This window comes from Arthrobacter sp. UYCo732, assembly GCF_040547265.1.
Lineage (GTDB): Bacteria > Actinomycetota > Actinomycetes > Actinomycetales > Micrococcaceae > Arthrobacter.
In genome coordinates this window covers 220,755-241,376 of record NZ_JBEPPJ010000003.1, presented here as the reverse complement: position 1 = coordinate 241,376, position 20,622 = coordinate 220,755, and the positions used below count along the sequence as shown (strand labels likewise).

Genomic DNA, 20,622 nt, shown 5'->3' with positions numbered 1-20,622 from the left:
AGGACACGCCAGACGGGGACAGGTATCTGGAAGCGTGCGTCTAAGCGAGGAACGTGCGAGCACGCGGAGGATGCGTGTCCCCGCGTAGCGTGCCTGCTAGCTGACGCTCTTCTGGGCGACGAGCTCGATCTCCACCAGCATTTTCGGGTCCAGGAACGGCAGGACGTGCACCAGCGACAAGGTGGGGCGGATGTCGCCGAAGACCTCGCCGTGGGCGCGGCCGGCTTCTTCCCACTTGCTGATATCCGTCAGGTACAGCTTGGACTGCACTACGTCGTCGAAGCTGAAACCGGCGTCGGCCAGGACAGTGCCAAGCTTCTGGAGGATGAACTGGGTCTGGGTATAGAAGTCCTCGCCCACGATGCCGTCTTCACCGCTGGCGGCAGTCGCCGAAATGTAGAGGGTATTGTCCACCTGGACGGCCCGGGAGTAGCCGAGGGACTGTTCCCAAACAGAGCCCGTGCCGAATGTTTTGCGCATAGTGGGCCTTTCAGTGCTGGAATGAGTCGGCACCACTTTATGGCTGCTGGACGTCGAGCCGGTAAACCATCAGCTTTATGTCGGTGCCCGGGATCAGCCAGTCGCGTTCCCTGACCCGCCGGAAGCCGGTCTTCCGGTACAGGCCATGGGCGCTCTCCCACGTCTTGCCGGTCGTCAGAGCCACTCCGTTTATCCCGTCCAGCGATCTTGCGTGCGCGATGATGGCTTCCACCATGGCCTGCCCTGCCCCGCTGCGCTGCACGGCAGGGTCCACCACCAGCATCCGGAATTCCACCTCATCATCGAGCGCTATGTCGGCGTACTGTTCGCCCGCGAGCGCCAGCGTCACAGAACCCACCACCTGCCCGTTGCGCTCGGCAACCCAGATTGTGGCCTTCGAAGCACGCGCAGCGACGTCCTGGATCTGCTGCATGTACGGGTGGTCCGCACTGTCGAAGTACCCCGCTGCGAGGTAGGAGTCCCGGGTAATCCTGGCGATGGCGTTAAAGTCTGCCTCAACGGCGGGTCTGATGGTTATTGACTGCTGCACCTGACAATGCTAGTTCCGCTGCAGGGTTACAGCGGAAACTTTCCCGAAAGCTCCAGGGTTGCAGCGCAGGTCCAGGCCGCCAGCCTGTCCGCATCGGTGGGGCCGCCGTCGAGGGGACTGTCCAGGCGGGGACGCCGCACCCAGCAGCCCGCTTCCTCCGCGATGAGCGCACCGGCAGAGAAGTCATGTTCGTTGAGGCCCCGTTCGCCGTAGGCGTCGTGGGTTCCATCAGCTACCAGGCAGAGGTCCAGCGCGGCCGAACCCAACCGCCTGACGTCGGCGAATCCTTCCATCAGGTCGCCGAGCAGCGCGGCCTGTTCGGTGCGGATCGCGGGATCGTAGCTGAAACCGGTGGCCAGGATCTGGCCGGCGCGGCCCGCTACGGGGCCCTCCAGCCGTGTCAGCCGGCCGCGCTCTTCCAGCCAGGCGCCTTGGCCGCGGGCAGCGTAATAGGTGCGGCCCAGCGCCGGTGCGTTGACGACGCCGGCCAGCCAGACGCCGTCGGAATCCGCCACTGCCACGGAAGTGGCGTAGTAAACGATGTTCCGGATGAAGTTCGTGGTGCCGTCCAGCGGGTCGATGGACCAGCGGTAGCCGCTGGGGGAAGCCGGCCGGGTGGTCCCGTGTTCCTCCCCCGTAATGGTGTCCTGCGGCCGGGCAGCGGTGATGGCTTGCCGGACTGCATCTTCCGCAGCGACGTCAAAGGCGGTGACCCAGTCACCGGCGTCACCCTTGTTGCTGACGTCCAGGGCATCGCCATTGCGCGATGCCAGCACTTCAGCGCCCGCGGCCGCCGCCTGTTTGGCCACCTTCAGCAGTTCCGAGGTGATGTCCGGGTGATTCATTCGGTTGCACTCTCCGCATCATCAGCACCCGGAGCCGTGGCCGGACCGTTCGCCAGAAGCTCCCGGAAACCGTCCTCGTCCAGCACGGGAATTCCCAGCTGCTCGGCCTTATCGAGCTTGGTGCCCGCGTTCTCGCCGGCCACCACATAGCTCGTGTTTTTGGAGACCGAGCCCGCGGCTTTGCCACCCCGGATGAGGATAGCTTCCTTCGCCTCGTCCCTGCTGAACGTGGGCAGCGAGCCGGTGACCACAATGATCAGCCCCTCCAAGGTCCGTGGCGTGGACTCATCACGTTCGTCTTCCATCCGGACCCCGGCAGCAGCCCAGCGGTCGATGATTTCCAGGTGCCAGTCCTCGGCGAACCATTCCTTGAGCGCGGCAGCGATGGTGGGCCCAACGCCATCCACGTGGGCCAGGTCTTCCTCCGAGGCCTTCCGGATGTTCTCCATGCTGCCGAAGGCCGTGGCCAGGGCCCGTGACGCCCGGGGACCCACGTGCCGGATTGATAACGCCACCAGCACCCGCCACAGTGGCTGGGTCTTGGCTTTGGTCAGTTCGTTGAACAGCTTGGTGGTGGTTGCCGTGGGCTTGGACGGCGTCTTGGCGGTGGCTCGAGTCCAGAAGTATGGGACCAGATCCCACGTCCCGGTGCCCTCGCCCTTGACGCGCTTCTCCCGCCAGACCTTCACGTCTGCCAGCTTGTTCCGCAGTTCCTCCAGTCCCGAGTCCGCAGCCAGTTCAAACAGTTCGGACTCACTTCCCAGGATGCCGTCGCCGGCGGGTTCCACCCTTCCACAGTTGGTGGCCGGATCCACACCCGGACCAGAGGTCAAAGCGATGGCGGCTTCCCCGCCGAGGGCTTCGATATCGAACCCCCCGCGGCCGGCCAGGTGGAAGACCCGCTCCCGCAGCTGCGCTGGGCAGGACCGGGCATTGGGGCAGCGGATGTCCACGTCCCCCTCCTTGCCGGGAGCAAGCGGGGTTCCGCACGAGGGGCATTCAGTGGGCATCACAAAGTCCCGCACCGGCGGTTGCTGCTGGGCGCGCAGGGCCAGCACCGGGCCAACAATCTCGGGGATGACGTCGCCGGCCTTGCGCAGCACAACAATGTCGCCGATCTTCACGCCCTTGGCCTTGACGACGTCCTGGTTGTGCAGCGTGGCCATCCCCACCGTGGACCCGGCGACTTTCACTGGTTCCATCACGCCGAACGGGGTCACCCGGCCGGTCCGCCCCACGTTGACAGCGATGTCCAGCAGTTTGGTGTGCACTTCTTCCGGCGGGTATTTGTACGCCACAGCCCACCGCGGCACACGAGTGGTGTAGCCGAGGGCGCGCTGGGTGGCGAGCTCGTCAACCTTGACCACAATGCCGTCGATCTCGTGCATGAGGCTGTGCCGTTTGTCGCCGTACCGCTTGATGAACGCCAGCACTTCCGGGAGGCTCCCGAGGACCTCGAAGTAGGGGCTGACGGGCAGACCCCATTTTTCCAGCACGGCATAGGTCTGGGACTGGCTGAGGGTTTCCAGTCCGACACGCGCACCGATGCCATGGACGAACATGCGAAGCGGACGTTTTGCCGTCTCTGCGGGGTCCTTCTGCCGGAGGGAACCGGCGGCGGCGTTCCTGGGATTGGCAAGCGGCGCCTTGCCGGCCTCGATCAGTGCCTCATTGAATTCCGCGAATGCCTTGGACGGGATGAAGACCTCGCCCCGGACCTCCATCTCCGGCGGGAAGCCGCTGCCGGTCAGTTCCTGCGGGATTTCCTTGATGGTCAGCACATTATGCGTGATGTCTTCGCCGGTGGTTCCGTCACCCCTGGTCGCGGCCCGGACCAGTTTGCCGTCGCGGTACAACAGGTTCACTGCCAGGCCGTCGATCTTGAGTTCGGTGAGCCATGCGGGCCGGGCAGTGTCCCCCAGTTTGGCAATGCCGGCCTCGGCTTTGGTGAGCCACGCCTGCAGCTCCTCCAGGGAAAAGACGTCCTCGAGGCTGTACATGCGTTGCAGATGTTCGACGGCGGCGAACGCGGCTGAGACTTCGCCGCCCACTTCCTGTGTGGGCGAGTCATTGGCAACGAGTTCCGGGTGCAGGGCCTCGATCTCTTCCAGGCGCTGGAACAGTTCGTCGAATTCCGCGTCCGAGACCAGGGGTTCGTCCTCCTGGTAATACGCGAACCGGTATTTCCTGACGAGGTCGGCCAGGTTCTCGTATTCTTCGCGGACGGACCCCGAAGGGACGGCGTCCGGTTCAGTCAAGGCGTCATTACTGGCGGCTGTTTCCCCCGCGGGGCCCGGTGCTGTGCTCACAGACCTATCTTGCCCTACGCCCCCGACATCGTGCCCACACACGGGGTCGTCGCCCCCGATCGCTCGCTGATCAACCAAGACCCGGATGCCAGAGGGCCCGGGCACTTGTGGTGTCCGGGCCCTCAGTCAAGCGGGTCAGTCAAGCGGTGCTGGCTAGCGTGAAGCCTGGTCCTGCTCGTTGGCGTTCTTGGTGGCCTTCTGGCCGGCATCCTTCAGCGCCTGGATGACCTGGTTCAGCGCACTGGTGTGGGTGCCTGACCATTCGCTGCGGAAGTTCTTCGCGTCCGGGCCTTCCCAGGTGGTGCTGTCCAGAAGGCGGGACAGGTTGGACCTCTGCTGCTCGATCTCCGAAGCACCGGCCTGCAGCTTCGTGCCAAGAGTCCTGAGCTGCTCTACATCTGCGCCCCAAATCGCCATCAGTTTCTCCTCATGCGTCGTTGGATCCGATCCAGATCGGCATCCCCAGCGGCCCCCGGCTGATCCGGAAGATCCATTACCTGAAACCTATCCCGGCCCCGGAAACCCGTCGATGGGCACCGCTGCCCATGCCGGACAGCATTTCGGTGGTTTCAGCGTGCCGAACCTGGCGCCCGACAAACTCGATCACCAAAGGGCTCACCGTCGAGTCAATGCGACGCGAGGCGGTTCCGGCCCCACCAGGCGAACGCCAGGCCGGAGATTCCCACCAGCAGCACCCCCGCCACGATGGCCAGCAGCCCAGGACTTCCGAACAGCCCTGAGTCATCGTTCCGCGAAACGGCGGCTGCCTGGGTGTGCTTTGCCGATCTCGTGACTGGTTTATCCCAGTTCGACTCAGTGGACGGGCTCGCGGTAGTCGCTGATGGTTCCGCGGTGGTGGTGGCGGCGTCCGGCGTCGGTGTCTCCTCAAGTGCAGGAACCGTGGGCTCCGGGGCGACGGCGGGAACGGGAGCGGGTGCCGGCGCTGCTGGAATGGCGGGAAATGTGGGGGCCGGGGCGGGCGCTGAAGGCGGCGGGGAAGGAGTGTCCGGCGGCGGGACACTCGGCTTCCGCTTGCCCGGTTCGTCCGGCTGTGCGCTCCCGGACGGACAGTTCAGGATGCACAATCCCGGGGTCACGCCGCCGTCGTCTGCCCGAGCCGGGACCGCCGCCGACAGGCCAACGGTGAGCGCCAGCACCGCTGTGGCCACCGCAGAGGTGACGTGGCGGAGCACGGAAGAGGATCGGATCATGTTTGCCTTTACGGAGGGCGCGCGGCACCTTTCCGCGGCGAACTAGTGGTTCCCGTAGTCTCCTACAACGCGCCGCGGGCCCGCAAATCCTCGGTTTTACGGGCCCGCGGCGATGGCTGGACTCAGTCCCTGTTTTCAGGCGGCAAAGCGATCTGCAGCTTGCGCGCCTTGCCGCGTCCCACGATGTAGCCGCGGCCCGGGATGAACTCCGGGCTGACACGGCCCAGCGAGGTGCTCAGCAGGCTGTCCCCTTCGATGTCCCCCGGGTTCAGCAGCAGCCCGCGGCGGCCTGATTTGAACGGCTGTGAGAGTGACCAGGCAGAGGACCAGGTTGATGTTTCGGATTCGCCGATAACCCACTGGTCAGCCTTGATGGACGCCGTCACGAGCTGCGACATGCCCGATTCCGCCGCCGTGTCCGTGAACTCGGTCAGGCCTTCAACGAAGATGGCCACCTTGCCGGGATTGCCGATGGAGTGCTCCACCAGGTCTTCCACCACTTCGGCAAGGTCGTCCGCCCCTACCACGGAGCGGTTCCACAGTGGCAGGGATGCCACTGCGGACCGGCGCGAGCCGATGTACACGAGTTCGGTATCCGGGTTGGTGCGGCGCAGCGCGTAGGCCAGGCTGACAAGCGCCACCGTGCGCCCTGCTCCCGGAGGCCCTGCCAGAAGCAGCGGGCCTTGGGCCGTGATCTCCGCAGGCAGGAGGGTTTCGTCGTCGACGCCGATGACAGGGAGGTCCGGGCTGCCGGCGGGCAGCAGGTCCAGGTCCACCTGCTCCGGGAGCCGCTGGATCTTTGGCGCCTGTTCCAGCCCCTGCCGCAGCATGGCCTGGCTGAGCCTGTGGACCTCGCGGGCCTGCAGGGCGAGGTTGGAGTTCCCGCCCAGGACGGCCAACTGTACTTCGAGGCCACCCAACAAGCCGCGCCCGGGGGGTGAGGAGGCACTGAGCACATCCTTGGGGACGTCCATGGACAGGTAGTCGTCTTCGGAGGACAGCCGCAGGACCAGCCGGCGCTGGATGGAGGCCAGCAATGACGCCGGCACGGAGTTGGGCCGGTCACCGGTGATGACCAGGTGGATGCCCAGGGGGCGCCCGTCCGTGGCCAGCTGCAGGAAGATGTCCCACAACGGAGACAGGCGGCTGTATTCGTACGTCTCGCGGAAAGCCGACATGCCATCGAGCAGGACAAAGATACGCTTCTCGTCGGGGCGGTCCGCCAGGGTCCGGTATTCGCCAATGGTGGAGGCCCGGACCTCGGCGAAGCGGGCAGACCGTTCATCGGCGATATCGCTGAGCAGGCGCAGCAGCCGGCCGACCCGTTCCACGTCGTCGCCGTCGATGACGTCGCCCACGTGCGGGAGCCCGTCCAGCATCTTGAGCCCGGCGGATCCGCAATCAATGCCGTAGATGTGCACGGGACCACCACGGGGCGTGACGGCGGCGGCAATCGCGATTCCGCGCAGGGCGGCGGACTTGCCGGAGCCGCCGGTGCCGTAGATGGCCATGTTGCCGTCTTTGTCCGGTTCGTAGAACACGGTGGGCTGGTCCTGGCGGGTGGGATCATCCGCTACGCCCAGGAGCAGCCGCTCGTCGGTCCGCGGGTTAGGCAGCTTGGAGAAGTCGTAGGTGGTGGCGAGCTCGTCAAGCCACGGCTTGCGCGGCGGCCGGATGGCCAGCGATTCGGCTGCACGGACAATGTTGGTGGTCATCCTGGCGATGTCGTTGGGACCGGCAGGAGCTTCCTTGACGGGTTTCTCCGGGGCGGGCGCCTCCCAGCTTTGCCCGGACCCGAACGCCATTTCCACAATGTCGATCTGCGGGCGCTGGGGCTTTTCGGTAGTCCAGCCGCCGGCGTAGCCGGTCTGGAACCCCTGGATGCGGCCAGGTCCGGTCTTCGCGGCGCCGCGTCCCGGAATGGTGGGATCGAAGTAGGCTGCGTCAGGCACCCCCAGGATGTCGGTGGCATCGTCGTCATCGGCCATTCGCAGGGCCACCCGGAGGTTCGTGTTGGCCCGCAGGCTGTCCTTGATGACCCCCGCCGGACGCTGCGTGGCCAGGATCAGGTGCAGGCCCAGGGAGCGGCCGCGGGCGGCCACGTCCACCACGCCGTCCACAAACTCCGGCACCTCGGTGGCCAGCGCCGCGAACTCATCAACGATGATGACCAGGTACGGCGGAGCCTCGGGATCGGCTTCGCGCTGGAGCGCCAGCAGGTCCTTCGCCTTCTTCCGGTTCAGCAGGTGCTCCCGGTAGTGCAGCTCCGCCCGGAGGGACGTCAGCGCGCGGCGGACCAGGTGCTGGGAGAGGTCGGTGACCAGACCCACGGTGTGGGGCAGGTTGAGGCAGTCGGCGAACGCGGCCCCGCCTTTATAGTCCACAAACAGGAAGCTCACCCGGTCCGGGCTGTAGGCCGCGGCCATGCCCATGACCCAGGACTGGAGGAACTCGGATTTGCCGGCACCGGTGGTACCGCCCACCAGCGCGTGCGGGCCCTCGTTCTTCAGGTCCAGATAGAGGGGCTCAATGCCCTTCGAACCCACCAGCGCGCGGAGGGTTCCGTTGTCCTTCCGGTTGGGCACGGCTGAGGCATGGACGGAATTGTTCTCTTCCCAGCGCTCCGCGACGGCCTGCGGGTTGTCCAGGAAGTCCTTGCCGATCAGGGTGGCGTAGGAGACCGCTCGCGGCAGGTCCGAATCGTCAGTGACCGGCTTGCCAACGTCCACCACGGGCGCCAGCATCCTTGCCAGCTGGGCAGCAAGTTCGGCGTCAAGGCTTTCGCAGCTGACAGGATAGGTGTGCCGGCCCAGCCGAACCTGACCGGTGGTGGTGCCGTTTTCACCGTCCACCACCATAAAGTCGCGGCAGGCGGCCGGGAGGGCCTGGATGTCGGTGGCAACCCACATCACGTGGACGCCGGAATCCGGGCCGCGTTCGGTGAGGCGGGTCAGCCTGCCGCGGTCAACCGGGGCGTCGTCCTCGACGATGGCCAGCACCGCCGGCAGCACCGGGGCGGGAAGCTCGTGTTTGGCGGGGTCGATGGTCCCCCTCGGCTCCGGGGCGGAACGCTTGGCCATCGCCTCGCGGGCGTCGACAAGGTCCTCAAGCCGGGCAAGGAGTGTGGAGCCGCCGGCGGAACCGGCGGCCAGGTGGTCGCCGGGAAGGGGGCTGTGGCCGGAACCGACGTGGGGCAGCCATTGCAGCCAGTCCCAGCGCTGCCGGGACTGCGCCGAGGTGATGGCCGTGACTACGGCTTCCGCGGGCGAATGGAGCCCAACGAACTGCAGCACCATGCCGCGGGCCACATCGTCGACGAGACCGCGTGCCCCGGCCACGCCGAAGGCCCCGGCCGTGCGCAGCTGGGAGACCACGGGCACGCCTTCGATGTCCCGGAACTGTTTCAGGCAGTCCTGGATCTCGCGCATGTATTCGGCTGCGGTGTCGTTGTTGTTGGGTTCCTCGAACATGATGCGGGACGGGCTGGTGCCGAGCCCGAACCGCAAGCCGAGGAAGCCGAGGTGCTCGGGGCGGTGGGTCCACAGCAGCGGGCCCAGCTTGTAGATGGAGTCCACGGTGTCGCTGACCGAGGGCGCTTCCTGCAGTCGGACTGCACGTTCCACATGCTGCAGTTCGGTGATGTCCTGCCGGAAAGCGGCCATGGACTCCCGGAACTGCTTGAGCTGCTCCTTCTGCTGCCGCCTGGTCTGCATTTTGTGGTCCACGTAGTGGCCCACAATGAACAGCGGCATCATCATCATGAAGATCACGGAGAGCATGTTCCGGGTGACCGCGAACATGATGCCGCCCATCAGGAGCGGTGCCATCAGCATGATGTACGGGAACGCTTGGTGGTCCGGCCGTTTGGGACCCGCCGGGGGCACCCGCTTGGGCGCGTCAAAGCGGGGAACCACCCGTGGGGAGCGGTTGAAATCAACAAGGGGCGACGTCGGCGCTGCCGCCTGCTTGTGTCCCAGCGGCACCACCGTGACGGTGGTCTCCCCCAGGGTGACGGTGTCCGAGGAGTTCAGGGTGGCCCGGGTGACGGGAAGGCCATCCATGAGGAGGCCGTTGGCGGAGTTGGTGTCCACGATCTCCACGCTCTCGCCCACCGTGATGCGGGCGTGGCGTTTGGAGGTCAGGGGGTCCGAAAGCCGGATGTCCACGTCCCGGTCCCGGCCGATGTAGCTGGTGCCGGAGGGCAGCGAAAACTCCTGCCCGACGTCGGGCCCTGACAGGATCCGCAGGGTGGCGGCGGCGGGGCCGCGGTTGGCGCCGGGGGCGTTGAAGTGGTCGCTGACCTCAGCCAGCGAAACCACGGATCCCGGGCGCAGTCCCGACTCCAGCAGGTTGTCCGTCCGGGTCAGGACGTTGCCGCGCATCCCACCGCCCACAAATGCCTCGTCGATGCGCAATGAGAGGTTCCCCGGCGCCATGGAGCCCTTCCTGTCGGGGTCGGCCACCCACAATTGCGTGGCGATGTCCGCCACGGTGGCCAGGCCGTCGACCGTGACGGCCAGGTCCTTGGTTTCCGCCGGATCCCGGCGGAGTGTCAGCCTGATCCTCATCCTTCGTCCACGCCCCTCATCTTTTTCAAAAGGTACAAGTCCTCGGCGGTCACCAGATGGGTGGTGACCGCGTGTTCGACGAGGCGGGCGCGCCGGTTGGTGGCCAGTTTTCCGCCGCCGCCGCGCAGTCCCATGACACCGACGCGGTCAAGCTTGTCGCAGACGTTGTCCAGCTTCCGGTTGAACCTCGTGAGTGCCCAGCCCAGGGTCTTGGCTGCGGCCGCCGACGACGGGATGGCACTGAACCCGGTCCCTTCGCGCCGCAGCATCGGCTCGGCGAGCGCCACGATGAGGGCCTTCTGGGAGTCGGTGAAAACGACAGGGCCGATCGTGGTGTCGCCGTTGCTGTCGTCTTCCCGTGATTGCTGCCGGAAGGACGGTGTCTTGAGGTGGACAGCGAACTCGTACGTGGTGGGACCGGCAGTGAAGATGATGTTCGTGTGGCTGAACACCAACGGAATGCGTGCCCCCGGCGACAGCCAGGCCTGCATGCCGCCCGAGCCGTCGGCCACCGTGGCGGAAAGCATCCTGCCGACGTTGCTCAGCCACCAGATCCCGTCGTACCGGGCCACCTGCAGGAACTGACGGTGAAGGTAGGGGTTGTCGTCCACCTCAAGATCGCCTTCGCGGCCGATGTTGAAGATTTCCTCATCGGACGGTTCGTACCATTCACCACAGAAATCTATTGCTAGATCCCCCATTTTCCGTGCCTCCTCGCCGGGCGCTGCCCGCGTTCACTGTCGTTTCCGGTATGCCGTGCCGTCACTGGCGGAGGCAGGCGATCGAGTCTTCTTTCAGGGGCGAGAAGGCGCCGTCGCTGCGCACGAGCATTACTTGAATGCAGGTGGGTTCCGCGGGGTTCAGGGCCATTTGGGCCGTTGGCGCCGTTGTGGACTGGTACTCGCCGCTTCCGCCCACGGCATAGACCCGCCATTTATAGAAGTCGCCGGACTTTGGCTGCGGGTTGGTCCAGGTGAACGTTGCCTTGCCGGAAGAGTTAACCGCCCCGGCCAGGGCCGCGACGTCGGGGACACTCCCGTTGTCCAGGGCGTCCGCCGGGGGCTTGGAGACCTGTCCGGTTTCGGCGGCCTTCGGCTCCGGTGCCGACGACGCCAGCACGATGCCCACAATGATGGCCAGCACCAGCAGCGTCCCGCCGGCGAAGGCGAGCCACAGGTTCCTTTTTCCGTGGTCCTGGACAGCCTCGGGGGCACTTTCCTCTACCGCGGCAGGCCTGCTGACCGTCGAGTCGATCCCGGGTTCTGCCCGGCCCGGGAGGCGGCCGGCCTGCTGTGCTGCCTGGGGGCCTGCAGTCTGGGCTGGCTGGAGCCGTGGGCGCTGGACAGTGGCGTCGGGTGCGGAGCCGTAGTCGGCGGGCGGCGCACTGCCGCGGAGCATCGTGGCATCGGCCCACTCCCCCGCGGGGCCGCTGGCCTGCCAGCCTCCGGCCGGGCCGCCGCTCTGTTGTCCGTCCGTCGGGCCGGAGAACAGATTTCCCGGAACCTGGGGCCGGGGCGCGGAATCCGCACCTGCGGCCGGGGGGAATGCACCAGCGGGAAACCCCGACGGCGGGGTTCCGGTTCCGGTGCCCCGGGGCCGAGTGCGTGCCGGGAAGGTGGGGGCGCTGCCGGTCCGCTCCGGATCGATGGCTGCAATGCTCCGGACCCGGGTCTCCTCGAAGCCGTCATCCGGGTGGCTGTCATCGTGGTGCGGCTCTTCGAGCACTTCAAAGGGCGTGACCGACAGGTTCAGTTCGGCCTGGATCCGCTGCAGGGCCAGGGCGAAGGCATGGGCCGAAGAGTACCTGGACGCGGCGGGTTTGGCCATGGCCGTGGAAAGCGCACGTTCCAGTGATGCCGGAACGTCGTCCCGGCCCAGGCGCGGCAGCGGAGCGCTGGTGATGCGTGAGATCAGTTCACGCTGGGAATTGTCCGTACCGGGCATCACGAACGGGGACCGTCCCGCAAGGAGTGTGTACAGTGTGGCGCCCAGCGCCCAGACGTCCACCATGACGCCGTCGACCGGGCCCCCGGTGAACTGTTCCGGCGGCGACCACGGGATGGACATGCCCGCGTCATCATCGGTGTCGCCACCCAGGGTGCCGGAGATCCCGAAGTCCGTCAGGGCCGGCCGGTTGTAGTCGGTCACCAGGATGTTGGCGGGCTTGATGTCACGGTGGGCGATGCCGGCGCGGTGGGCAGTTTCGACGGCGGAGGCCACCTGGATGCCCACGGCGAGGACCTCGTCGACGCTGAAGCGCTGGCGGCGGTAGCGGACGTCCAGGCTGGGCCGGGAGCAGTACTCCATGGCCAAGTAGGAGTGCCCGGCCTCGGTCACCTCAGCCTCGAAGATCGTCACAATATACGGGTGCGACGAAAGCTGGGCCATCAGGTTTGCCTCGGACTCGAAGCGCCGCCGGGCGCCCTCGGTCTTCAGGTCCGAGAGGAGGACCTTAACGGCCACCTTCCGCCGGGGGCGGTCCTGCTCATAGAGGTAAACGTCGGAGAACCCGCCCGAGCCGAGCATGCTGATGTAGGTAAACCCCGGAATGTGGGGCGGCGGCGCAACCGGCCGTTTGGAACTCAAAGAATCTCCTCAAAACGCAGCGAGATGTCGTCACCCAGTTCCGCGATATCGCCGTCGAGCAGGATGGCCGTCTCGTTCTGGGCCAGGCGCCGGGGCTGCTGTCCCCCGCGGACCAGGACGGTGCCGTTCGTGGCCTTCAGGTCGCACAGCATCACGTGCCAGCCCTCGAGCCGGACTTCGACGTGCGAGCGGGAAATGTCTGCGCTGGGGCTGGACACCTGGACGAGCCGTGGCATCACACCGCCCTGCACCCGGGACACGGATGGCTGGCGACCGATCACCAGCGACTGGTCAAGGTCCACCAGTTCCCCCGTGGACACGCGCATCCTGCCCAGCCGTGGCCGGGCCACCTGGACAGCGTCGGAGGGAAGCGGCAAGCTGCAGGCAGCACATTGGGCGTGGGTGGGCGGGTTGGCATGGCCGCGGTTGCAGACCCGGGCCAGCACCAGTGGTCCCGCGTCCGGCTCCGGCTCCTGTTCCGGGGCGGGGTGCGCTGCCATTCCGGCGAGATCGCTCTTCATGACGGTGTGGCCGTCATGGTCACCGTCGGGGCCGTCAGGCTCGGCGGCTGAATCCAGCGCAGGAGCTACCGGCGCAGGAACTGGTACCGGTGGCAGGAACGACGGCGGAACCTGGGTGGCCGGCGCGCTCCCCGACCCCTTCCGCCACGGGACAGAGTCGATCAGGCCGGTGGGCGGCACGGCTGCCTGCACCGGCGCGTGCGGTACAGGGGTCAGCTCGTCCGGCGCGTGCAGCGCGGCGTCCGGCAACCCCGGAGCTTCCCCTCGGGCGCTGGCTTCTGCTCGGGCGTCGGCTTCTGGTCCGGCGTCAGTTGCAGGGGCAGCGGCATGAGGCGATGCGCCGGCGTCGGCTTCCTCCGGCTCGTCGCGAACGGCGGCGTCCTCGATGCGACGGACCACAGTCTTCTCCCAGAGGTGGTCGTAGCCGCCCGTTAGTTCGTGCGCGGGCACCTGGTCGGCAGGGGACGCGGGGTCAATGTCAGCTGAAGGCTTGGACGGTGCCTCCTGCACAGGCTCGGCCTCCCGCTGCGGTCCAGGTGTTTCCGCGGCATAGCTGGATTCATCCTCCAGGAGCCCTATGACGGTCTCGGCCGAGACCTCGGGGGGGCTCTCCGGTTCCCGGTCACGTACCGGATCCAACACCACGTCAGCGTCCGTTCCCGGCTCAGTGTGGGGTGCCAGTTCGCCTTCAAGTTCAGCCTCCGGTTCAACATCCGGCTCAACGGCCTCTTCCCGTACGACGGCGCTAACCGCAGCCGCCGCCCCTGCCGGTTCGCTGGTCCGTGCCCCGCCCGGTTCAATCGCCGGCGCCCCAGCCGGTTGAGCGGTCAGCGTGACGGTCAGCGACTGCACCAGAACCACGCCCTCGGTGAGCGGCAGCACGGGCCCTAGTTGGGTGTCGCCTGCGACAGCCAGGCGGTACCACTCGGGCAGGTCGAGGCGCCGCTCCGTCCAGGTGGTGACGTCCCGCCCGTTCAGTTCCACCGGGCCGGCGGCCAACTGCACGGTCAGGTCCAGGTCACCGCGGAGGAAGACCCGGAGCGCGTCACGGTAGTCCACGATGCCAAATGACGGGATCTGCGCCAGGGAAACCCCGAAGCTGCTGGTGACGGCATGCAGCACCTCGTGCACTTCCGGAGCATCCTCGAGCAGGTCCCAGATCGACTGGACGAGGGCCGGCGGCGTCCCGGGTCCCAAGAAGACGGCCGTACGGGAGCGGAGGAGGCCCAGCCAGGGACCCGCGGTGTAGTTCGCGGTGGCCATCTCAGTTCTCCCCACGTTCGTCTTCCCCGGCAGCCGGCCGGCTGGCGTCCACAATCTGGGCCCTGGGCAGCGTGGCCTCTTCCGCGTCAGCGGAAGGGCGGGGGGCGGTGGTGGCCATGCCGGCGTCGTTCATCAAGTTCTTTGCATCCACCACAATGACGGTGACGTTATCCCGTCCGCCGTTGCGCAGTGCTGCCTGGATCAGCGCATCCACGGCGTCCTGGGGGTGGCCCACCGTGCTGAGGATGCGGTGGATGTGCTCGTCCGTCAGCTCGGCGTTGAGGCCGTCGGAGCAGACAAGGATCCGGTCGCCTTCTTCAACCGGCAGCAGCCAGTAGTCCGCCTCAGTCTCATCGCCGGTGCCCAACGCACGGGTGACTACGTGGCGGCGCGGGTGGACTGTGGCCTGCTCCGGTGTGATCTCACCGGCATCCACGAGTTCCTGGACCTCCGAGTGGTCCACGCTGACCTGGGCAAAATGCCCCTGGCTCAGACGGTACGTCCGGGAATCACCGATATTCATGACCAGCCAGTACGGCATGCCCATCTGCTCCACCACCACAGCGCCCGTCAAGGTGGTCCCGGCCCGGGCACCGGCCACTGCCCTGATGGAATTGTCGGCACGGAGCAGGTACTGCTGGAGTACGGCCGCCGTGACGCTGCGCTCTCCGCTGGCCACCTGCGGCATCGCGGCCAGCGCACGCACGCACATGCCGCTGGCGATCTCGCCGGCCTCGTGTCCGCCCATGCCGTCAGCCACTGCGAAGACAGGGTCCGAGGCGATGAAGGAGTCCTCGTTGAGCTCCCGGCGCAGTCCGCGGTCCGTGCCGTAGCCGTAACTCAGGCTGATGGCGGATCCGTTTTCTGCGTTCGGGGAATCACTGGCGGGGTGAGAGTTCATGCCTGTCCTAGGTGGAAGGAGCGGTCACCAAAGTGGACAGTGGATCCCGGGCTGACAAAGGCGGGCACGCCCGGCTGCAGTGGCGTGCGCCGGCCATCCGGCGTGGTGACGGCGCTGCCGTTGGTGGAGTTTCGGTCCGTCACCCAGATGCCCGCACCGTCGGTCAGCAGGTGAAGGTGGGTCTTGGAAATCGAGCGGCCCGGGTCGGTGATGGCCAGGAGCTGGGCCTGCTGCTCGCCTGTTTGGCCCACGGGGTTCCGGCCCACCAGGACGATGCGGTCGACCTGGAAGTCCCGGCCGTCGTCGAGCTTTATCCGCAGTACCGCGACCGGCGCCGCGTAGGCCGCACCGCCCCGCATCTGGGTGCGGTCGAGGTCATCGTCGGGATGTGCTGTACCTGGGTCGGGAAGGGTTGCCACCGGAGTCTCCGGCACCTGGAACGAAGTGGTAGCAGGAGGAGAAAACGACGGCGGTGCATACGGCTGCTGCGCGGCATACGGCTGAGCGGCGTAAGGCTGTGCCGCGGCCTGCTGTGCCGGGGCCGTGGGTGCCGGGGGTGCCGCGTACGGCAGGGCTGCGCCGGCTACGGGTGAAGCGACCGGCTGGACGGGCGGCAGGTCCAGGGGCGCGAAACTGTACGGGCCCTGGATCCCGCCGGAGGTGATGGGGTTGCGGCCGGCGTTGACGTCGAACACGAGGGCTTTGGCTGCGGAATCGTGCCAGCCGCGCTTGCCGTTGCGGTCCCACGTGTTTGAGACCACCACCAGGACAGCCCACACCGCACCGACCAGAAGCAGTGGGCCAAGAATAAACAGGGCGGTGTCGAACCACTTGACAATAACGACGAGCACTGCGGCCATGAGCGCGAGGATGATGCCGGCACCCGTGATGAGGCCGCGCAGGAAGACGCCTCCGGCGCCTGGTGCGTAGCCATCCTTGTCAGTGCTGCGGATCCCCATGACCCGATTACCGATGGTCGCACCGGAGCGGCCCTCCATGCCCAGCAGGACCACCAGGTAGACCAGCGTCAGCCCCATGCCGATGCTGCCGAAGAGGACCAGGGAGGCGGTGTTGTAGATGATGAATCCGCCGCTGAGGGTACGGGTGATTCCCGCGAAGCCGATGGTGAAGGACACCACCAGGACTGCGACGGGTGCAAGCCAGTCCAGCACTGCGGCGCCGAGTCTTTTGCCGGCCGTGGCCGGAACCAGCTCAAGATTGGCTGCCATTCCCGTTCCTCCCCCTGGAGCCGTTTGTACTACCGGGATAGTACCGGGAATCCGTGCTGCGTGCGCCGCAGCACTTTCCATCATGGCCCGCTGTGCGTGGTCCACGTTGCGTCCGCTGCGGGCAGATCTGTTGGGGAGCGGCGCGCCGCAGGCCGTACAGAACGTGGCGCCGCCGCGAATCAGTTGCTGGCACCGTTGGCAGCGCTCGGCCTCGTTCATCATGATTCAGTGTGGTTCTTCCTGCCGGGGTTCCTCAGAACGGTGGACTCATCAGCCTCGGGGGCGGCCGTGGTCGCGCCTGTTCCAGTGCCCGGCGCCGCGGGACCTGCGCCGCCGGGGAGGTCTGGGCCGGTCTCCACCCTACCGGTGGCCGGCGGCCGTCCCGCCGAACCCTTGCCGGACCGGAGCGACGGCGGCAGCAGGCCCAGCCTGGCGCTGCGCAGTTTGAGCGCAGTGCGGCCATCTGCCAGCAGCGACCGGGGCGAGAACCGGGCCCGCTGGCGGCGCCAGAAACCTACGGTCCCGGTCATCTCCTTCAGCGAGCCGTCCACGATGGTCCAGTATTCGCGGACATCTTCTTCGCTGGGCTGGCCGGCCCCGAAGATGGACGCGTCCGCCCGATGCGCCAGCATGGTGGTGGTGGGCCCTGTGACAGGGAATGCCTCGGCAACTACCGCGGCACTTTCGCGCCGGGTTGACCGCGTATCGATTCCGGCGCCCATGTCCGTGGCAAGGCTCAGGACCTCGTTCCAGCCACCGCCAACCCGCTGCGCATGGTGCCCCTCGGTGAAACGCGCTTTCCTGCGTCGTGATTTGAGCAGCGCGATGAGCAGCAGCGGCAACGCGAGGATGGCCAGCGGAATCAGGGCAACGCCCAGGGCACCGAGCAGGGCCCCCCAGAACAGCCACGGGTTGTTCTTCTTTTCGTCCGCGTCAAGCGCATCCGGCGAAGAATCCGTGGGCAGGTCCACGGGTTCCTGCGGCGGGGGCGGCGGCTGCAGAACCTGGGGCTTGGGCTTGGACTTGTTTTCCGGGTCCGGCGGGATGGGGATGTTGTCCTTGGGCGGTGTGGGATCGAAGCTGACCCAGCCCACCCGGTCGAAGGCCACCTCAACCCAGGCGTGGACGTCCTTGCCGGTGATTTTGACTTCCCCGGCGCCGTTTTCCGGGCTGGTCGGATCAGGGTAGAAGCCCATGACCACGCGCGACGGGATACCCAGGTGGCGGAGCATCAGGGACATGGACACGGCATACTGTTCGTCGTCGCCAAGCATCTGCTTGGCGGTCAGCAGGGTCCGGATCCGCGACGAGCTGTGGCCGGACACGCTGGGCAACTGGCCCTCAGTGACCAGCCCGTTGCTGAAGGCGCCGGTCTTCTGGAAATGCGCCTCGATCTGCCGCACCCGGTCAATCGGGGTGGGCGCATCAGCCGAGAGGTCATTGGCCTGGGAGCCCACCACCGGCGGTACCTCGACGGCATCCGGGAGGCTGATATTCGCGAAGTCATACTGGGTGAGCTGGCCGTGCTCAAGCTTGACCGGATCGGATACCTGGACGCTGTAGGAATCACCCTCGGACAGGCCCTGGGTGGTGACGGCGGTGTCCGTTCCTGCATTGAAATAGAGGCCTGACGCGGCCGTTGCAGCACTCCGGTCAAAGCTCAGGCCGGTGGTCTTCCGGCCGCCCGGGACGAAGTATCCCCGGTAGTCCTCAATGGTGATGTCGATGGCGTAATCGTTCGTGGGCACCACCCTGGAGGTATCCGCCAGGGTGTTAATGGACTCGGTGTCGCCCACCTTGCTGAAGCTGCCGGAGCCGTTGGGGTCCATGTTGTAGTTGGTGCCGTTGAAGGCATCCAGGGCGCCCAGCCGGACCCTGCCGTCGCGCGGCAGTCCCTTGACCACGAAGAGGGTGTCATCCTTCTGGTCTTTGACGAAGGTCCGGAAGCTTGCCAAGGGTGTGATGTAGTCCTTGGGATCGAAGGGCGGGACCACCACGTTGCGGAGGACCTTGCGGTCGCCGCCGGCGGTCACTAACGGCGCAGCCACTGCTGTGACGGCAACGCTGGCCGCAATGACGGCCGCCGCCGTACCCAGCCTGCGGAGTCTGGCACGCTGGGCTGTGGCCGTATCCGTCTGGGGACGGTTGACCGACACTTTCCGGGTATCGCTGCGGCGCAGCGCGTCCCGGCGGAAGGTTGCCCAGGCAATCGCGACGACGGTCAGGCCAATGCCGCGGTCAACGGTGTGGAAGGCAGCGTTGGTACTGAAGGCAATGCCGGTGATAAACAGGACCAGCACCGGAAGCAGCGGCCAGTAAGGGCTCTTCAGGCGCCAGATGAGCAGCCCGGCAACGAGTGCGGTGAGCAGTGAACTCAGCAACGGGACAATCAGTACCCCGCCGGAGGAGCCAACAGGGACACCCACGGTGAGCATGTCTTTCCAGGCGAACACCACACCCAGGAGCAGGGTACGCAGTGAGTCGAGGCTGGGAACGAAGCCGGCAATCGCGGCATCCGGCACGGCGAGGACCGTACCGAACACCAGGTAGGCGCCCAGGGCGAGGGCCGTGGTGATCAGCAGGCCAAGGCGCAGGTGGGCGTTGGCGGCCGCGATGCCAAGGCCCAGGATAATGCCGCCGAACCCGGAGACCAGGTAGAAGGGGTCCCCGCCGAAACTGAGGCCGAAACCGAGGAGGCCCAGCCCGAGCAGCACGGTGAGTGCACCGGCGTCGAGCACAAAATGCCAGGCGGGCTGGCCGCCGGCGAAGGCTGACTCATCCTGCCGCCGCGGGGACGCCCGGTGCCGGAAGTCGGATGCGGAGCTCACGCGGCCGCCTTTCTGAGGACGATCGCGAGATCGGCGAGGTCGCCCAGCGTCAGTACTGTCAGGTCTGCGATGTTGGCGCGGCCGGGGGCGGCCCCGATCTGGAGGCGGACGGCCAGGCTCCGCACCCCAGGGGGCACGGATGCCGCTGCCGACCGGAGCTGGGTGGGCGTCATATTGCTGCCCACCACAAAAAAGACCACGGACGCGTTGGGGACCGTATCTGCCAGGGTCCTGGCGAGGTCGACGGCGGTGCGCCGCATGGGTGCCCCTGCGATCCGCGTCATGTCATCGAGCAGGTTCCGCCCGGTTTCGCAGCGGAGCGGCCCCTTCTGCGTGAGGACATCGAGCTCGCGCTGCTCGCGGATGGCCTGCCGCCCGATCGAAGCGGCCGCGGAGATAGCCATTTCGAATTCCTGCTCCGAGGCGTATTCGTCCGTATTGATGGACAGCGAGATGGCCAGGTGGGCGCGGCGGGTCTCCTCGAACTGGCGGACCATCAGCTTGTTGGTCCGTGCCGTGGTCTTCCAGTGGATGTGCCGCCGGTCATCGCCCGGGACATAGTCGCGAAGGGCGTGGAAGGAGACATCCGCGCTCGACAGGTCGGTCGTGGGCATGCCTTCAAGGTCGCGGATAAAGCCGGCCGCGGAACCGGCCAGGGCTACCGTGCGTGGGTGGACGAAGAGGTCTTCCGGCCCGGTCCACATCACCTGGCGGCGGAGCAGGTGCAGCGGGTCGGCACGGACGGAGCGCACAGGTCCCACCACAATGACGGCGCGGCGGGCCGTGGGGATGGTGAACAGGTCCTCATGCACCTGCTGGGGTTTCATCCTGGGCAGGTGGAAGACGGCGGTGGCATTACCCACCGGCAGCTCCAAGGCTGCAGGGAGCAGCGGGCGCGTGGAGGTGTTGGAGACTGCGATACTTCCCACCGCGCTGTCCCCTACTGCCACGCGGGTCCGGGCAAGGTCCAGGCTTACGCCGTACGAGGACCGGCCCAGGATGAACCCGATGGCGATCAGGAAAAGGACAAACGCGGCGATGGCCGCGGCTTTAGCCTCCTGCCAGCCGAAGGCCTGGCCAGCGGTCCACAGCAGGATCGAGGCGGCCAGGACAGACCAGCCCAGGACGCTGACCACCGTGAGGACGGGCCAGGCGTACCGCAGCCACAGGCCGCGGACGTTATCCCACGCCGGGGTGAGGGCGAGGGCGGCCGTGCCGGTGGCTTCGGACCAGACAGAGGACGGATGCAGCCTGGTTGGCCTGCCGTTCCGGCGGAAGGGTTGCCGGAGGCGTTCAGCAAGCCGGGTCAGCGGAGTGCTGCTGGACATAGA

The 20,622-nt window shown here is 66.9% G+C and carries 14 protein-coding genes; all 14 read right to left on the bottom strand.

Features of this window, described 5'->3' with window-relative positions:
- Nucleotides 1-96: 96 nt before the first annotated feature.
- The gene (locus tag ABIB45_RS07260; RefSeq protein WP_354215230.1) at nucleotides 97-480 is read right to left on the bottom strand and encodes a RidA family protein; all 384 of its coding nucleotides are present in this window, start codon (nucleotides 478-480) and stop codon (nucleotides 97-99) included.
- Between the two features lie 37 nt (nucleotides 481-517).
- Nucleotides 518-1,030: a GNAT family N-acetyltransferase gene (locus tag ABIB45_RS07255; RefSeq protein ID WP_354215229.1), complete on the bottom strand. Its 513-nt coding sequence runs from the start codon at nucleotides 1,028-1,030 to the stop codon at nucleotides 518-520.
- A 26-nt stretch (nucleotides 1,031-1,056) separates the two neighbouring features.
- Complete coding sequence (locus ABIB45_RS07250) at nucleotides 1,057-1,875, bottom strand: inositol monophosphatase family protein (RefSeq protein ID WP_354215228.1); 819 nt, start codon at nucleotides 1,873-1,875, stop codon at nucleotides 1,057-1,059.
- Nucleotides 1,872-4,184, bottom strand: a complete 2,313-nt coding sequence (ligA, locus tag ABIB45_RS07245; RefSeq protein WP_502909168.1) for an NAD-dependent DNA ligase LigA — start codon at nucleotides 4,182-4,184, stop codon at nucleotides 1,872-1,874. The genes ABIB45_RS07250 and ligA overlap by 4 nt, the downstream gene beginning before the upstream one ends.
- Before the next feature lie 153 nt (nucleotides 4,185-4,337).
- Nucleotides 4,338-4,601 (bottom strand): WXG100 family type VII secretion target, encoded by a 264-nt coding sequence (locus ABIB45_RS07240; protein WP_354215227.1) that lies wholly within the window; start codon nucleotides 4,599-4,601, stop codon nucleotides 4,338-4,340.
- A gap of 209 nt (nucleotides 4,602-4,810) precedes the next feature.
- Nucleotides 4,811-5,395 carry a hypothetical protein gene (locus tag ABIB45_RS07235; protein WP_354215226.1) on the bottom strand — a complete coding sequence of 195 codons (585 nt, stop codon included), beginning with the start codon at nucleotides 5,393-5,395 and terminating at the stop codon, nucleotides 4,811-4,813.
- Between the two features lie 122 nt (nucleotides 5,396-5,517).
- The gene (locus ABIB45_RS07230; RefSeq protein ID WP_354215225.1) at nucleotides 5,518-9,963 is read right to left on the bottom strand and encodes a type VII secretion EssC family protein; all 4,446 of its coding nucleotides are present in this window, start codon (nucleotides 9,961-9,963) and stop codon (nucleotides 5,518-5,520) included.
- Complete coding sequence (locus ABIB45_RS07225; protein WP_354215224.1) at nucleotides 9,960-10,664, bottom strand: hypothetical protein; 705 nt, start codon at nucleotides 10,662-10,664, stop codon at nucleotides 9,960-9,962. The genes ABIB45_RS07230 and ABIB45_RS07225 overlap by 4 nt, the downstream gene beginning before the upstream one ends.
- 61 nt (nucleotides 10,665-10,725) lie before the next feature.
- On the bottom strand, nucleotides 10,726-12,549 hold the full coding sequence (locus ABIB45_RS07220; RefSeq protein ID WP_354215223.1) for a serine/threonine-protein kinase: 1,824 nt from the start codon (nucleotides 12,547-12,549) through the stop codon (nucleotides 10,726-10,728).
- Nucleotides 12,546-14,333, bottom strand: coding sequence for an FHA domain-containing protein (locus ABIB45_RS07215; protein ID WP_354215222.1), 1,788 nt, complete (start codon nucleotides 14,331-14,333; stop codon nucleotides 12,546-12,548). The genes ABIB45_RS07220 and ABIB45_RS07215 overlap by 4 nt, the downstream gene beginning before the upstream one ends.
- Nucleotide 14,334: 1 nt before the next feature.
- Complete coding sequence (locus ABIB45_RS07210; protein ID WP_354215221.1) at nucleotides 14,335-15,234, bottom strand: PP2C family protein-serine/threonine phosphatase; 900 nt, start codon at nucleotides 15,232-15,234, stop codon at nucleotides 14,335-14,337.
- Nucleotides 15,231-16,463, bottom strand: a complete 1,233-nt coding sequence (locus ABIB45_RS07205; RefSeq protein ID WP_354215220.1) for an RDD family protein — start codon at nucleotides 16,461-16,463, stop codon at nucleotides 15,231-15,233. The genes ABIB45_RS07210 and ABIB45_RS07205 overlap by 4 nt, the downstream gene beginning before the upstream one ends.
- A 218-nt stretch (nucleotides 16,464-16,681) precedes the next feature.
- Nucleotides 16,682-19,291, bottom strand: coding sequence for a transglutaminase TgpA family protein (locus tag ABIB45_RS07200; RefSeq protein WP_354215219.1), 2,610 nt, complete (start codon nucleotides 19,289-19,291; stop codon nucleotides 16,682-16,684).
- The gene (locus ABIB45_RS07195) at nucleotides 19,288-20,619 is read right to left on the bottom strand and encodes a DUF58 domain-containing protein (RefSeq protein ID WP_354215218.1); all 1,332 of its coding nucleotides are present in this window, start codon (nucleotides 20,617-20,619) and stop codon (nucleotides 19,288-19,290) included. Before ABIB45_RS07195 ends, ABIB45_RS07200 begins: the two co-directional genes overlap by 4 nt.
- Nucleotides 20,620-20,622: the final 3 nt, after the last annotated feature.